Consider the following 14,788-nt stretch of genomic DNA (forward strand, 5'->3'; position numbering starts at 1 on the left):
TGATTCGCAGTTGCGAAATATGTGTAAATACGAATCATTAGCAATGGTGCAAACGAGGGGGAGGTATGCCGCAGCGGACAAAAAATGGATAAAATTCAATAATTATGAATAAAAATATGTGAAATTTTATGATTATAAAATGAAGAAATCAAATCGTTGCAAAAAAGACACTCTGTGTCTGATTCGAGCAAATCGATATGCAACCTTTATGCGGACGTACTGATGTAATGCTCGGCGTACAGGCCGTTGCCCGTCATAAAGCAGGAGATTTTTGGCGTGTCGGCGGGGATGCGGGGGAATTTAGTTCTCGACTATATCAAGACCGATATCGAGTGCATGCACGCTATGGGTCAGCCATCCGAGGGAGAGAACATCCACGCCCGTTTGGGCAATGGGCAGGGCTGTTTGCAGGGTAATGCCGCCAGAGGCTTCCGCCAGTGCGCGGCCGTTAATCATGTGCACGGCCTGCTCCAGTTGTGGGATGGACATATTGTCGAGCAGATACACGTCCGCCCCTGCGCAGGACAGGGCCTGTTCAAGCTGTTCGAGTGTGTCGACCTCCAGCTCCACCTTCATCAGGTGCCCTGCATACTGTCTGGCAGCATGCAGGGTCTGCTCGATGTTGCCGCCGCACAGGGCAATATGATTGTCCTTGATAAGAATGGCGTCATCCAGGCGCAGTCTGTGGCTGCTGCCCCCACCAGCACGGACGGCGTATTTTTGCGCACATCTCAGGCCGGGTAGGGTTTTGCGGGTGCATGCAATGCGGGCCTTGGTACCTGCTACGGCCTGAACAATCTGCTGCGTATGCGTGGCAATGCCGCTGAGATGGGAGAGCAGGTTGAGTGCCGTACGTTCCCCTGCCAGCAGGGCATAGGCACTGCCTTCCACGGTTGCCAGCACATCTCCACTTTTGATCTGATGCCCGTCCTGTTTGAGCATGCTGAAGCGCACGGTTGGGTCGAGCATGGCAAAGGTCTGTCGCGCGCCTTCCAGGCCACATACAACACCATCCTTGCGTGCACAGAAGGCCGCACGCAGCTGTTGCCCCGGTTTTGCCAGTGCTTGCGTGGTGACATCTCCCCCAATGCCCAGATCTTCCATAAGTGCTGTGCGTACGATCGGCTCCCACAACAGGGCGGGCAGGTGCAGGCCGGTGGTCATGGTGTGTTTGGCTCCGGTCGGGTTAAATGGCCAACATCCGCTCAACCGCCATACGGGCGGGGTGCTGCAGGTGCTCGGGTATGGTCACTTCGGTTTGCATGGTCTCCAATGCCTGACGGATGTTGGACAGGGTGATCCGCTTCATGTGTGGGCATAGGTTGCATGGGCGCACAAACTGGGTTTGAGGGTATAATGCGGCCAGATTATCGCTCATGGAACATTCTGTAACCAGAAGGACTTTGGGTGGCTTTTTCTGGTCGATAAAGTCGATCATCTGCGCAGTGGAACCTGCATGGTCGGCCGCGGCCAACACGTCTGGCGGGCATTCCGGGTGGGCAATAACGCTTAGGCCGGGGTGCAGTCGCCTGTATTGTTTGATCTCCTGCGGGGTAAACCGTTCATGCACTTCGCAGTGGGCTGGCCATGTCAGCATTTCTATCCCGGTTTCGGCTTCTATGTTCCGGGCTAAAAATTCATCCGGAATCATAATAACGCGCGACACACCAAGACTTTCTACAATCCGTCTGGCATTGCCAGATGTGCAGCAGACATCACTTTCCGCTTTAACATCGGCGGTGCTGTTGACATAGGTAACAACAGGTACGCCCGGATAGCGTTTTTTGAGTTCACGTACGTTTTCGGCGGTAATGCCTGCTGCCAGAGAACAGCCTGCGGTTGCATCGGGAATCAGGACTGTTTTTTCCGGGTTAAGCAGTTTTGCGGTTTCGGCCATAAAATGCACACCGGCCATAACCATGGTGTCGGCATCAATGGTTTGTGCGGCACGGGCCAGCGCTAGACTGTCACCCCGTATATCGGCCACGCAATGGAAAATTTCCGGCGTCTGGTAGTTATGGGCAAGGATAACGGCGTTCTTTTCCTGCTTCAGGCGTAGAATGGCCTCAATGTCTGCCGCATAGCTGGCTTCCCATTGTTCCCGCAGCATAATGTGGGCAACAGGGTGGTAGAGTTGGTCCCTGCTGGCCATGAGTGATGCAGACATTGTTCTGCTCCATTGTTCCGCGTATATATGCTCTTAATGAGTATATATAGCGCTTAGGAATTGCAAGAGTGCTGGCAAACACTTTTTCAGGAGATGGCTGGGAGTGGGAGCTTGGCTCCCGCCAGATAGCAGTGTTCAGCCATTTCGGGGGCGAATTGATAAAGCTGTGCCGGTCGTCCCTGTACAGGAGAATCGTATTCCGCAGTCCGACTGACCAGTTTTTGTTGCTGTACAAGACGACGGAAGTTCTGCTTGTGCATGAAGCGACCAGCCAGGGACTCCATGGCCTGCTGGAGCTGTAACAGCGTAAACTGTTGTGGCAGGAGGTCGAATACCGCAGGAGTGTAGCGAATTTTTGCCCGCATGCGTGACAGCGCCGTGGCCAGAATGCGCCTGTAGTCACGGACCATGCTCAGGCCCGGCAGGAGGGGGGTATTCTGCCAGTTGGATTCTGCCACCAGTCCTGCTTCCCACAGGAGTTCATAGCGTTGCAGGCTGAGTTCATCATTCCAGTGATGACCATCAAGGCCAAAAACCGTGGCGCATCTTTGCCAGCGCTGCGCATTGCCAGATGCCCAGAGCCTTAGTCTGCCAGCAATTGTATGGAGCAGGGTGGTAGAGGCCGGGTCGCGCCTGTCCTCCCATGGGAAATAGTCGTAAATGGAGTGCGCAGCCAGAGCGTGTTCGGAATTCTCCCGGATGAACGCCATATAGGAAATGCGAACCATCTGGTGGCCGTGGCCATGCCGTGGGTCTGCAAATGTATAAAGTTGCTCTGTATGGCCCAGTTTAAGGCCTGTCTGGCGCTCAACCCAGTTACGCATGCCCTTTTGCAAGGAGCGGTGCTCAACCATAAGGGGGCCAGAGGGGAAGGAGCGCCCATGCTCAAGGGTAAGGATATGGGGTGTATTGTGGCTGATGCAGACCAGAACGGCCACCAGTTCCGTTTCACACAATACGGGCTGCGCGCTGGCGGGCAGTAGAGGCTCCAGATCGCGGATCATATTGGGCAGGAAAGAAGGAAAGGAGTGGCTGGCATGGTGCCGCTACGGTCGCTCATGGGGGAGTGGTGGTTACATACGCTGGTTATTAGACCGCTGTAGAATACTCTGTTTTAGTGCGTTATGGCAAAGGGGGAGTGCGGGTTAAGGGAACTGGCGGTTCCCTATCCCCTGCTGGCCCGTCTGCTCGGGCGGGCTGCAAGCCATAAAGGGATTTCCTCTGCGCGCAGTGGTTTGCTGTAGAAGAAACCTTGCAGAATATCGCAGCCCAGTTCCTGCAGCTTTGTTTCCTGTGCTTCGTGCTCGACCCCTTCGGTCACAACCTTGATGCCGAGCCGCTTGCCAATGTTGATGGCCGCCTCAGCGACGACAAGAGAGCTGATATTGTTTTCAAAATTTTCAACAAAGCTTCGGTCTATTTTAATCTCGGTAAGAGGGAGCTGCGCCAGACGTGACAGGGATGAAAACCCCGTACCAAAATCGTCCATGGATAACCCAACGCCCATATCTCGTATGGCTTTCAGGTTGGATGCGGTTTCGGGGTCCTGCCGCATGGCAACGCTTTCGGTAATCTCTATTGTCAGGCGCTGGGGGGCCAGACTGTATTTTTGTAACGTGGACAAAATCTGCTCTGGCAGGTCCATGCTGCAAAAATGCACGGCAGACATGTTTACGCTGACAATGGGCACATAAACATTGTCTTGCTCCCATTTGCGAATCTGTTCGCAGGATTTCTCCAAGGACCATAGGCCAATGGCCTCGATTTGCCCTGTTTCCTCGGCAATGGGAATAAAGGTGGAAGGGGGGATAAATCCCAGAGAAGGATGTTGCCAGCGGCTGAGTGCTTCTACCCCGCATAAGGTGCCGGTCAGTGCGCAGACCTGAGGCTGGTACACCAGATAAAGCTCTTTTTTGTGCAAGGCTTCCCTGAGCGCGGACCCAATAATAAGGCGCTCACGTACATTGCTGTTACCGTCTTTGCCAAAAAACGGAATCCTCCGCGGGCCTGCTTTTTTGCCTGCCGCATGGCAATTTCCGATGCGCCGAGAATTTCCTCTATTTCTGTGCCATCATCAGGATACAGGCTGATACCGATACTGAGTGAGGCGACCAGATCACGACCTTTCACTTCAATGGGTTCGCGTGCAATGCAGTTCAGGTCGTGGGCAAGTTTGCAAGATTTTGTTCTGTCCGCCCCGGGCATGACGACCACAAAATCATCGCTACCCAAGCGTGCTACCAGATGTTGTGCCCGGCATAGGGAGGCAATGCGGCGTGCGACCGTCTGGAGGAGAATATCGCCACTATTATACCCCATGACATTGTTGACATCCTGCAGCAGGTCCACATCAAGCATCAGGATGGCAAATGGTGCCTGCCCGGTTTGTGCGGCCATCTGTTTAAGGCGGGTTGTCAGGGCAGAGCGGTTTAGCAGTCCGGTAAGGGGATCTATATTGTTATACTGGCTTATTCTGTAACGTGTTCTTTCATGCTCTATAATAGAGGCGCAGGAGGGAATGCACCCTGTGACAATTTTTTGAGGCCAGTCTGTAATCTTATCCTTGTTGCATGAAAAAAGTACAAAAATGCCCAGAAGTTCTCCAGTGCCGTTGCATATGGCTGAGGCCCAGCAGTCATGCAGGTCAGTGCTGGGTTCATGGCTTTGCTTGTGCTGCCAGACCACGGCATAGGCATGGTGGGGGTGTTTACGCAGGTCTTCCATATCAGATGGCGTAAGGACCAGTCCTGCCAGTTGTTTGGCCTTGCTTCCCGGTAAGTTTTTTGCGGACAGTATGGATATGCCCCCATGGCTGGTCACCAGAAGAAGTGCGGCAATACTGTTGGGGACCAGTTTTTCCACTTTGTTGCAGAGCATATCGGCCACATCCTGTATGGTGGTGTAGCCTGCGAGCGATGTAAAAACCTGACTTTGAAGTTCAAGTAGCTTGCGCCGATGTACTTCCTCTGTAACGCCTTTAATAAACGCCATATAATAACGTTTTTTTTTCGGGCCCTAATAAAGCTGTGGAGAGCGAAAGTTCAGCGGCGACATAATCACCATTGCTCCGCACGAAAGTGACTTCGCGGGATGTGTTAACAACGCGATGATTCCCCGTCTGCCGGTTGTGCGTGATATAGCCTGTATGGTGGTCGCGGTGTTCCAGAGGCAAAAGTGTATTCACATCGTTGCCTAAAACGGTGGAAGCAGGATAGCCCCACAGTTGTTCGGCAGCGGTGTTGAAAAAAACGATCCTGTTCCTGTCATCAATGATAATGATGCCATCTGCCGCCTGCTCCAGGATATCGGCAAAGAACGTATCGTTAATGCGCGAAGATAAGAGCGGGTTTGCATAATCTGGCATGAACTCAATCTTTGACTATGTGGCTAAACCTGAAGGAAGCCGATTGCAAGACGACTATGCCAGATGAAAGAACATGAGACACTATGGCATAGTTTCCTGTGCGATGCCCCTTAAATTTTGAATATATCTCAATCTGCAAAGTCAATGGAAATCCTGAATATTTATTTATAAAAATAGGTATTTGATGAAAATGTGATGTGTTATTTAAAATAAAACCAATGCAATCGACATTTGTGGGGAAGGCCAATCCATATATTTTCTCTATATTTGTGATAAATAAACAAACATATTCCATGTATTTTCTGGGCTGGCGTGGAGGGGTATTGTTACCCATCTCGCATACTGGGGAAATATCATCAAAATGTACATAAAATTCTTTTATAACAACGATATGGATGCGCTGGTGCCGCAATGGCTGGTAGGGGAGGGGAGTCACATTATCGTGACAATTGGCGGGCAAATGCAACTTTGCCGAGAGTCTTGAGGGGGGAGGTGCAATTGGAGAGGGCGGATTGACGGTTTGAATGAAAACTGATCTGAGGAGCGTGGTGATATCTAATTTTGTTTTAGCAATGATTTTTTCTTGAAGAATGATAATCTGCAAATAAAAATTATGGGGTTGAGGGAGTGTCGGCGCAATGATGCACCGTGAAGTGGGATGAAAACCGGGCTGATTTTTCTGGCCGCAGCATTGGCGGAAATTGGTGGATGTTTTGCATTCTGGGCGTGGTTACGTCTTGGTAGGACCGCTTTATGGCTTTTGCGGGATGCGGCTCCCTGTTGCTGTTCGCTTATTTGTTGACTTTGGTAGACACCTCTGTGGCTGGTCGTGCCTATGCGGCGTATGGGGGAATCTACATTACAGTTGCCGTGTTGTGGATGTGGTTTGCAGAGGGTATGCCACCAGATTGGTGGGACCTGACTGGGGCAGGTCTATGTCTGCTGGGTGCGGCGGTGATTCTATTTGTACCACATGCGTAATCATTATTATCTATGGGAGGGTGCGGGTTCGTAAATGGACGCTCAATTCTGGCTTGCAAAATGGAAACGCAACGAGATCGGGTTCCATGCGTTACATGCTCACCCTGCATGGTGGCATATTTCTCTGGCCCTTGTGCTCCGCAGGGTGCGTGCGTTTTTGTGCCATTATGTGGTAAAAGCCTTGATATACACTGGCTATTGAAAAGCAATTATAGAGTAATCGGTGTGGAGCTGAGCCGTCTGGCGGTGGAGCAGTTGTTTGTGGAGTTGGATATTCATCCGGCCATATCCTGCTTGCCTTCTGGAGTGGTGGTATTTGAAGGGCCAAATATTAGAATTTTTGCCGCGGATATTTTTTCTCTAACGCCTGATGTGCTTGGCTCGGTTGATATTGTTTATGATCGGGCGGCTTTGGTGGCTTTGCTCCTCAGATGGCTGCGCTCTATGCGCATCACCTTACGTATCTTACCAAAAGTGCTGATCAGCTTCTGGTTTGCGTAGAATATGATCAAGAGCGTCTATCCGGTCCACCTTTTGCGGTTATGGCACAAGATGTGGAGCGGTATTATGCTCAGGATTATACCATTGCGAGCATAGAGCACTTTCCCGTGGCCAATGGCATCAAGGGAAGGGAGCCGGGATATGAGCATATCTGGTTTTTACATGCTCAAAAAAGAGAATTTAAAAAATGACTTTATTGGATTGTAATAAAAATATTTTCCATATGTTCTTTGGAAAAATATGGAGTGTATAGTGTAGGTGTAGTATATTTTTTGTTGTAAAATTCAACACATGGTCCTGCGCGTGAGCAAAATTTCATCTTTCCCTTCCGTTTTGTATCATTCTTTCAGGAATGCAAAAAAACGGACCGGAGTGGTTATGAACTATACCCTGCCAGTTCTGGTGGTGGTGATATGTGGTACCGCGATCGAGTTTGATGAATACCAGCACGCCATTACAGAAGTAAACGAGGCCGCGCGCAGGGATGGTCAGGCATATGCCAATCTGATTATGGAGCGACTGGACACGCGCTTTACAGAGCTCGATATGGCTTTGGTAGCACTCCATGGACCGGATGACAGACCGGAGACCATGTCTGCTCAAATGGAACTTTTGCTCCGTCATTACCTGCTGTCTCGTCCTGCGTATTCGACGTTCAGCGTGCTTGGGGCTGATGGGGACAGCATACAGTGGTCGACTTCCGGGCAGAAAAAGCATCAGGCTGAGCCGCTACGGGATTTTTCTGCTGTTCCCAAGATGCCCAATCATTTTTTGGGTCCCGTGCATTATTCGGAAAATCAGGGCACTGTCGTGCTTCCCATGCGGGTGCATGAAAAGGATGCTGGCGAAACAGGATATTTTTTAGGATCTCCCTATCGTCTGAGCAGGTTTCTGGATGAGCAGGAACTGCCTCCGGATTACAGAAAATGGGATTTTACGGTTATAGATACCCGCAATGGGCAATCTTTAACGCATCTGTTGCACATGCAGGTGCAGGTTCATCCGTTACTGTCCGTCAAGCCGGAGATGATCGCACAGGCTCCGGTTCCGGGGTATCCCTTTGTGGTGCAGACACTGGTTCCCTCTTCACGCGTGTGGCGTAGTTACAGCCAGCAGGCCCCTGCACGTTGGAGTGCAGAGGCTCTTTTTCTTGCACTGCTGGTTATAGTTGGAGAGTTTCTCATTCGTCGGCGTGATCGGGAGCAGATGGTGCGTTTGCGTCGGCTGACCGATTTTAACATGTTTATGGCACAGGCCAGCCAATGTGCCAGTCAGGCTAATAATGAGTCCGGTCTTTTGCAGGAAATCTGCGATATGGCCATACGATATGCCCATTTTAAAATTGCTTTGATAACCAGACCGGATGAAAATCAACATTTCAAGTTTCTGGCCATAAGCGGCTCGAGTACATATCTGGATAATATTGTTATTTCTGCACGTGCAGATGTGCCCGAAGGTCGGGGCACTATTGGTCAGGTCTGGCGTACGGGCGCGCCTATATTTAACGCATCATTTATGGAAAATGCCACACTGGCACCATGGAAAGAAAAGGCGCTCAGGCTGGGGCTGCGCTCAAACACCGCTCTGCCTATTTACAGGGACGGAAAAGTCTGGGCAATTTTTAGTGTTTACCACGAAAAATCAGATATTTTTGATGATCAGGTTCAGATCTTACTCAAAGAGGTCTGTATCAATATCTCCATGGGTCTGGACCGGATTTACAGTCAGCGGTTAAAAGCGGCATTGCTGGATAACTCTGTGGTGGGCATTCTGCTTGTAAAAGACAGGGTGGTGCAGATGACCAATTCCTACGCCACCCACATGCTGGGTATGCCAGAAGACGCTCTTGTTGGAAAATCAACGGAAATTCTTTTTGCAGATCATCATGAATTCAGACGTGTTGCCGAGTGCTATGACGAGCTGGCACAAAAACGGGAGGTGCAGATAGCTGGCGTGCGCCTTGCCCGTGCTGATGGCCAGATTCTGATTGCTGACTGTTCAGGTGTTCAGTTATCTGATTTGCATAGCGATATTTCTGTCTGGACACTGGAGGATGTTACAAGTCGGGATGTGGCCAGACGCCTTTATCATGCACTGGTCAACGCAGCAGATGCCGTTCTGCTTGCGACAGATGAAGGTGAGATGTGCAGCCGCACCTGCTCGGATCTTGTGCGGGACACGTTGTTCCATGCTGTCTGGATTGGTCGGGTGGATCATGCGGGGCAAGTCCATGTATTGTCCCGCGCAGGTAAGGGGACAGGTGGTATTGAACAGATCAATACCTGTTTGAATGATGACTGTTCGCGGGTACAGCCTCTTGTTTTCATGCGTGCATGGAAAGGCAGGGAGGTTGTTTATAGCAATGACGAGTTGACCGAGCAGGCCAGCAATCCATGTTTTGCTTTTATTCAGGCTAATAACTGGCGTGCCGTTCTGTCTGCACCCATCTGGCGGGGAGACCGAATTTGGGCGTTGATGACCTTTGCGTCTCCACAGGCACAGGTTTTTGATGAGCACAGTATTGCCCTGTGCAAGCGGGTTGCCAGTCTTTTGGGGCATGCTCTGGATAAGCTGGACGTCAAACAGCGGATTGAATGTTTGCAGGAACAGGAGGCACAGCGTGCCCGGCAGGATGTGCTGACAGGCCTGCCCAACCGTCTGGCGCTTGGGGAATATCTGCCGCAGGCGCTGGCGCGTGCACAACGGAGTGCCACGACCGTAGCGGTCGGTCTGATTGATCTGGATGGCTTCAAGCAGGTGAATGACACTTATGGGCACGAGGCAGGAGACAGGCTGTTGCTCCAGCTTGGCCAACGCTTGCAGAGCCTGCTACGCCAGACAGATTATATTGCCAGATTGGGCGGAGATGAATTTGTTGTGGTGCTTGAAGGTCTGATAACGGCTCAGGCTACCGAGCAGGCCGAAGTCGCGCTCAATACCCTGCATGGTGCGGTTGAAGACTCTTTTGTGGTCGCAACAGGTGCTTCCGCCATGGTGGGCATGACGCTGGGTCTTGCCTTTTATCCGCAGGATGGCACGGATGCGGAGCATTTGTTAAAAAATGCTGACATGCTATGTACCACGCCAAACATAACAAAAAAAACGCGTGAAAAATGGTGGTTTCTGGCCAGCGATCTTGCAGATGATGTTCCAGACACCCAACTGACATAAGACGGCAAGAGGTAGCAGATGGATGCTACCTATGCTGGCCCACATGTTTTTGGCCGCATCTGGAGTGTAATCTGCAGGATTGCTTAAAAAACCTGATGCCAGAAATACAAAACTGGAAAATAGGTTTTACTTTGTGCTGATCGGCCCTTATTGCTACCAAATACTATCCTGCATTCAGGATTTTTCTCACAGATATAGCGGCTTCAATGGACACTAAAACTCTTTTTTCCGGCATGGCGTTAGCTTTTGGGGCTTACGCATCTTTTTCTGTCAGCGATGCGTTTTCCAAATTGCTGGCAGGCCAGCTTGATCCATTTGAAGTTGCGTTTTCTGGCGGGCTTTTTGGTTTTCTTATCCTGCCGTTTATCCGCAGGCCAGATGAATCTTATTTGGATATTGTCCGGCCGCAGCAATGGGGTATGTGGCTGTTGCGGGCAGGCTGCGTTTTTGCCGCCACGGCTGCCAGCGTGGAAGCCTTTATGCTGCTTCCTATGCCCGAAGCATTTTCTCTTATGTTTCTGATGCCGTTATTCGTGACAATCCTGTCCGTGATACTGCTCAAGGAAAAAGTGACATTCTGGGCATGGTTGGCGGTTGTGTTGGGGTTTGTTGGGGTGTTGATTGTGCTGCGTCCTGGGTTCCGGGCGCTGCACTGGGGGCATTTGTGTGCTCTTATTGCCGCGTTTGCCAATGCGGGCAGTGTTATTGCCTATCGGCTGGCGGATAAGGAGCGTACGCGCCTGTCCCTTTTTGGCTCCAGTCTGATTGGGCCTCTGGTCGGGAACGGGCTTCTTATGGGGCTGCATGCCCAGTGGCCTGCAAGCATGACGGCGTGGGTTTATCTGTTCGGGTATGGATTTCTGGCTGCTCTGGGGCAGTTGATGATGATGATGGCGACCGCCCGTGCTCCGGCCAACCGCGTGGCTTTGCCCCAATATAGCCAGATGGTGTGGGGTGTGGCCCTGAGTTACCTTGTTTTTCGTCAGCCGCTGGATGTCTGGACTTTTGTCGGCATTATTGTGCTGATGTCATCTGGCATACTGAACTGGGTGCGACAGAGAATTCGTTATGAGCGCATGGCCATGAAGGAGCGTCTTGCTCGCCGCAAAGCCCGCAAGGCCGGGCAAATGGCCAGTTGAGCAAAGGGCGGGCGTGCTTGTGGGGCTGTGCTTCAGCTTTCTATGATTTTTGAACCAAAAATGGCAGATTGCAGCAGAATGGTCATGGACGTGCGTGGGGCCATGACCTTGAAGAGCGTGGCGTACAGCATTCCGGCAGCCACATTCATTGCTGAACTCCATAATGGTTTGGGTAGTGGACCATGCGGGCCGGGTTTATCGGGATAATTTTGTAAAAAAATGGGTTCCATATAAACCCACATGGCTTCACGCAGGTCTTCTGTTGCAATCAGGGGACGAAACGAAGCCTCAACATCGGGTACGCCTTCTTCTGCGGTGGCCAGGCGGCTGGCAACACATGCAAACTGGGCATTCAGGTCTGGCAGATCCTGTGTGGTGCAGCCTTGCTGCAGGGCGGGGCTGGTCAGGCAGGGCCACAGACCGGGGTTATGGACGCTGGGGTCTCCGTGCATCAGAAACTGGTTGAGTTGTTCGCCAAATAGAAATGTCCGTCCCCCAGCCAATGTGTGGGCCATCATATCCTGCTCCGGTCTTACTCCTGCGTCCATCAATGCAGACAGGCTTGCTTGAGCGGTAAACCCGCAGACACTTCCCAGAGCCGCAAAGAGCGTGGGGGTGTGGACACGTCTGTTATCGTCTTGCAAGGGACGCGGGAAATTCCGCACAATTTCTGATGTGACAAGGTTAAGCAGAGTGGCTTCAGGGCAATCTTTCCAGACCACACCATGCGTACTGGCTTGCTGGCTTTGTGGAGTTTGGGCGTGGGGCATGAAAAAGGCCTTGAAGGTTGTGTGAGCGGAGTTTTCATAACGTGAATGGTGTGTTCCATCCAGTGTCTGTGTAGCGTCGCGATGGCGTGGATGTGTGGCAGAATGACAATAAAAAGGTTGAGCGGCGTGGTTCTTGGTTAGGGTTAAAAAATTTATAAAAATGGGAAAATGAGATAATAAATATGAATAATCATAGCATAAAAAACCATGAATAAGTTCAATATTACAAATCAGTTATCCTGATTTTAAAAATTCATTTCTTGCACCATAAAAATAAAATCTTGCGGGTTGATGAAAAATCTGCGTAAACACACAAAGTGGATGCTCTTATAAGGCTGACCGGCGCGCGTTGTGTCGGGTTTGTCCTGTTGGAAGTTACGATTGCGCACGTGTTCTGTGCGCGACCACGACGTTAAAAAAGGAGCCTAGTTATGGCAACAGGCACCGTAAAATGGTTTAATTCGACCAAGGGTTTCGGTTTTATCCAGCCTGAGGATGGTGCGCAGGACGTGTTCGTTCACATTTCTGCTCTTGAACGTGCAGGCATGGCTTCGCTTAGCGAAGGGCAGCAGGTTTCTTACGAAATCGAAGCAGGCCGTAACGGCAAAAAGTCCGCTGTCAATCTCAAGGCAGTTTAAGACCAGACTGGCAGAAATGCTGTCTGAAGCCGCCTCTCGGGGCGGCTTTTTTTATGTCCGGGTTTGTGTGCTTGAAGACTCAGGGCGTGGTTGGGGTGCGTTTGAGCATGTAGCTTATGGTGGCCCCGAGCAGGCAGCAGCCTGCACTGCTCAGGAACATGGCGCGGTAGCCAGAGAGTTCAATAATGGGTCCAAGTGTAAAGCCAGAACAGGCGACGGCCAGATCCAGAAAAACGGAATAGGCACTTAACGCTGCACCACGATTGTATGGTCCAGCCCGGTCGACCGCCAGAACTCCCAATGCAGGAAAAAGTAACGAAAAACCAGCGCCAGTTAAGGCCGCTCCCAACAGGGCGCATGCGTGTGATGGGAAGGTGCCGATAATCATCAGCCCCAGAGCCTCGACCAGCAGGGAGACAATGGCCACAAATACGCCGCCGCGCTGTTTGATCTGCCTAGCAAAGAAAAAGCGGATGCACACAAACACCATGCCAAATACCGCCAGTGCGGTAGCGGCTCCGTCCCAGTGATGCACGGCATAATAAAGAGCCAGAAAAGACGAAATGGCGGCAAATCCGATGGAGCCCGCAGCCAGAGCTGATCCGTGCCATACTACCAGATGCAGGGCCTTGCGGAAGGAGATGGGGGCTTGCGTGGCAGCATGGGGTTTGGGGCCTTGATAAAAACCAATAAGAGCAAGCCCAACTAGGGGGAGGACTATGGAGAGTGCCCCAATGGCAACAAGCCCGCCGTAAGGTGGCGGCAGAAGTGCCAGAGCCGCACCAATTGGCGCCCCCAGTGCAATGCCCCCGTAAGAGCATATGCCGTTCCACGAGATGGCAAGCGCAGTGTTTTCTGCGCCAGCGCGGTGGATGTTCCAGATGATAACACCTGTGGAGGTCCAGCTTTCCGCCCAGCCCAGAAAAAGGCGGCTGAGCAGCATAACTGCTAAGGATATGGCGGGGGCATTATGGAGCGTTGCGGACCAGCCGAGCAGCAGCCCTGAACAGACGCAGGCGGCCAGCCCCCCGACAACTACGGGTTTGGGACCAAGCTTGTCTATGAGCCGCCCGGCAGAGGAACGGGAGGCAAATGTGGCTGCATACTGCAAGGCAAAGGTTAGCCCGGCCAGTGTTGTGCTGTACCCCAGTGTGGTGTGCACAAAAATGGTCAGAACGGCATTCGGCAGGCCAATAACAATATAGACAAGCAGATTGAACAGAACGACGGTAAGAACCCTTTGTAGCGGGCTAGGGGTTGATGTCTGGATTATGGCCATGATGCAATTGGAACAGATTTCCGGCCTTTTGCCAGTCAGTGCAATGCGATGGCTGCAATGAGAGAAAGGGCAGTGGTAGCTATAAATATAGACCGATCAGTCTAGTTGTATTGACTGTTTTTAGTGGATACTCTATTCAATACGCATGAGTGTTGAAGAAAAGCATAATGCAGCCAGAAAGCGTATTGTGGAAGCTGCACGTTCTATTGTTGGAGAGCGTGGGTTTTCTGCAGTAGGTATTTCCCAGATACTGGAAGTGGCAAGCATTCCCAAAGGATCATTCTACCATTATTTTGATTCCAAGGAAGCGTTTGGCGAGGAACTTCTGCGGATATACATGGCTGATTATCTGCAAAAAATGGATGCACTCTTCTCGCCAGATGCAGGGAATGCGGCGGACCAGCTGTTTGCGTATTTCCGTTTCTGGCAGGAAACCCATGTGGATGGCAAAACAGGCGATAAATGTCTGATTGTCAAACTGGCTGCCGAGGTTTCTGATTTATCCGAGCGTATGCGCAGAATTCTGGATTCCGGTACGGCTCAGGCTATCGATCGTATTGCCAGCACAATTGCCAAGGGGCAGCAGGAGGGATCGGTGCGACGTGGCTTGGAACCACAGGTTCTGGCGGGTGCTCTGTACCAGTTGTGGCTGGGAGCGACCTTGATGGTCAAAATTACCCATCGCTCGCAACCGTTTGAAAAAACCTTGCGGGCTTCGGAGCAGCTGCTTCTCCCCTAATCTGGATGGCAGATCTGCGTTAATTGGGACCTAAACGGT

Annotated in this window: 13 protein-coding genes and 2 pseudogenes; 6 read left to right on the top strand and 9 right to left on the bottom strand. The window is 51.4% G+C overall.

The features are described from left to right. Positions 1 to 300 precede the first annotated feature (300 nt). The 7 genes from nadC to JCM25146_RS21850 form a co-directional block, all read right to left on the bottom strand. On the bottom strand, positions 301 to 1,164 hold the full coding sequence (gene nadC, locus JCM25146_RS01895) for a carboxylating nicotinate-nucleotide diphosphorylase (RefSeq protein WP_025825473.1): 864 nt from the start codon (positions 1,162 to 1,164) through the stop codon (positions 301 to 303). A gap of 22 nt (positions 1,165 to 1,186) precedes the next feature. Then, on the bottom strand, positions 1,187 to 2,167 hold the full coding sequence (gene nadA, locus JCM25146_RS01900) for a quinolinate synthase NadA (protein WP_025825474.1): 981 nt from the start codon (positions 2,165 to 2,167) through the stop codon (positions 1,187 to 1,189). Positions 2,168 to 2,253: 86 nt separating this feature from the next. Continuing rightward, on the bottom strand, positions 2,254 to 3,171 hold the full coding sequence (locus JCM25146_RS01905) for an NUDIX hydrolase (RefSeq protein WP_051543886.1): 918 nt from the start codon (positions 3,169 to 3,171) through the stop codon (positions 2,254 to 2,256). 161 nt (positions 3,172 to 3,332) lie between these two features. Then, on the bottom strand, positions 3,333 to 4,088 hold the full coding sequence (locus JCM25146_RS23185; protein WP_242400843.1) for a putative bifunctional diguanylate cyclase/phosphodiesterase: 756 nt from the start codon (positions 4,086 to 4,088) through the stop codon (positions 3,333 to 3,335). After that, complete coding sequence (locus JCM25146_RS23190) at positions 4,037 to 5,158, bottom strand: GGDEF domain-containing protein (protein WP_051543890.1); 1,122 nt, start codon at positions 5,156 to 5,158, stop codon at positions 4,037 to 4,039. The genes JCM25146_RS23185 and JCM25146_RS23190 overlap by 52 nt, the downstream gene beginning before the upstream one ends. Continuing rightward, positions 5,145 to 5,531, bottom strand: coding sequence for a PAS domain S-box protein (locus JCM25146_RS20470; protein WP_051543892.1), 387 nt, complete (start codon positions 5,529 to 5,531; stop codon positions 5,145 to 5,147). Before JCM25146_RS20470 ends, JCM25146_RS23190 begins: the two co-directional genes overlap by 14 nt. 4 nt (positions 5,532 to 5,535) lie before the next feature. Then, on the bottom strand, positions 5,536 to 6,135 hold the full coding sequence (locus JCM25146_RS21850; protein WP_148298930.1) for a hypothetical protein: 600 nt from the start codon (positions 6,133 to 6,135) through the stop codon (positions 5,536 to 5,538). 54 nt (positions 6,136 to 6,189) lie between these two features. Here JCM25146_RS21850 and JCM25146_RS16490 point away from each other — a divergent pair. The 4 genes and pseudogenes from JCM25146_RS16490 to JCM25146_RS01930 all read left to right on the top strand — a co-directional run bounded on the left by JCM25146_RS16490 (position 6,190) and on the right by JCM25146_RS01930 (position 11,323). Continuing rightward, positions 6,190 to 6,512: pseudogene (locus JCM25146_RS16490) on the top strand (YnfA family protein). A 108-nt stretch (positions 6,513 to 6,620) separates the two neighbouring features. Beyond that, positions 6,621 to 7,204, top strand: a pseudogene (locus tag JCM25146_RS16495) (thiopurine S-methyltransferase). Positions 7,205 to 7,391: 187 nt separating this feature from the next. Beyond that, positions 7,392 to 10,184 (top strand): diguanylate cyclase domain-containing protein, encoded by a 2,793-nt coding sequence (locus JCM25146_RS20475; RefSeq protein WP_025825478.1) that lies wholly within the window; start codon positions 7,392 to 7,394, stop codon positions 10,182 to 10,184. A 206-nt stretch (positions 10,185 to 10,390) separates the two neighbouring features. Then, complete coding sequence (locus JCM25146_RS01930) at positions 10,391 to 11,323, top strand: DMT family transporter (RefSeq protein WP_025825480.1); 933 nt, start codon at positions 10,391 to 10,393, stop codon at positions 11,321 to 11,323. A gap of 32 nt (positions 11,324 to 11,355) precedes the next feature. On the opposite strand, the gene JCM25146_RS01935 is transcribed toward JCM25146_RS01930, so the two are convergent. Then, positions 11,356 to 12,093, bottom strand: a complete 738-nt coding sequence (locus JCM25146_RS01935; RefSeq protein ID WP_025825482.1) for a hypothetical protein — start codon at positions 12,091 to 12,093, stop codon at positions 11,356 to 11,358. A gap of 431 nt (positions 12,094 to 12,524) precedes the next feature. On the opposite strand from JCM25146_RS01935, the gene JCM25146_RS01945 reads away from it, so the two are divergent. Beyond that, positions 12,525 to 12,731 (top strand): cold-shock protein, encoded by a 207-nt coding sequence (locus JCM25146_RS01945; protein WP_025825484.1) that lies wholly within the window; start codon positions 12,525 to 12,527, stop codon positions 12,729 to 12,731. A 79-nt stretch (positions 12,732 to 12,810) separates the two neighbouring features. On the opposite strand, the gene JCM25146_RS01950 is transcribed toward JCM25146_RS01945, so the two are convergent. After that, entirely contained in the window at positions 12,811 to 14,010 is a 1,200-nt protein-coding gene (locus JCM25146_RS01950; protein WP_025825486.1) for an MFS transporter, read from the bottom strand. A 145-nt stretch (positions 14,011 to 14,155) separates the two neighbouring features. Here JCM25146_RS01950 and JCM25146_RS01955 point away from each other — a divergent pair, with 145 nt between their 5' ends. Further along, on the top strand, positions 14,156 to 14,749 hold the full coding sequence (locus tag JCM25146_RS01955) for a TetR/AcrR family transcriptional regulator (RefSeq protein ID WP_025825488.1): 594 nt from the start codon (positions 14,156 to 14,158) through the stop codon (positions 14,747 to 14,749). The last annotated feature ends 39 nt before the right edge of the window (positions 14,750 to 14,788 follow it).

The organism is Acetobacter okinawensis JCM 25146, assembly GCF_000613865.1.
Taxonomy (GTDB): Bacteria; Pseudomonadota; Alphaproteobacteria; order Acetobacterales; family Acetobacteraceae; genus Acetobacter; species Acetobacter okinawensis.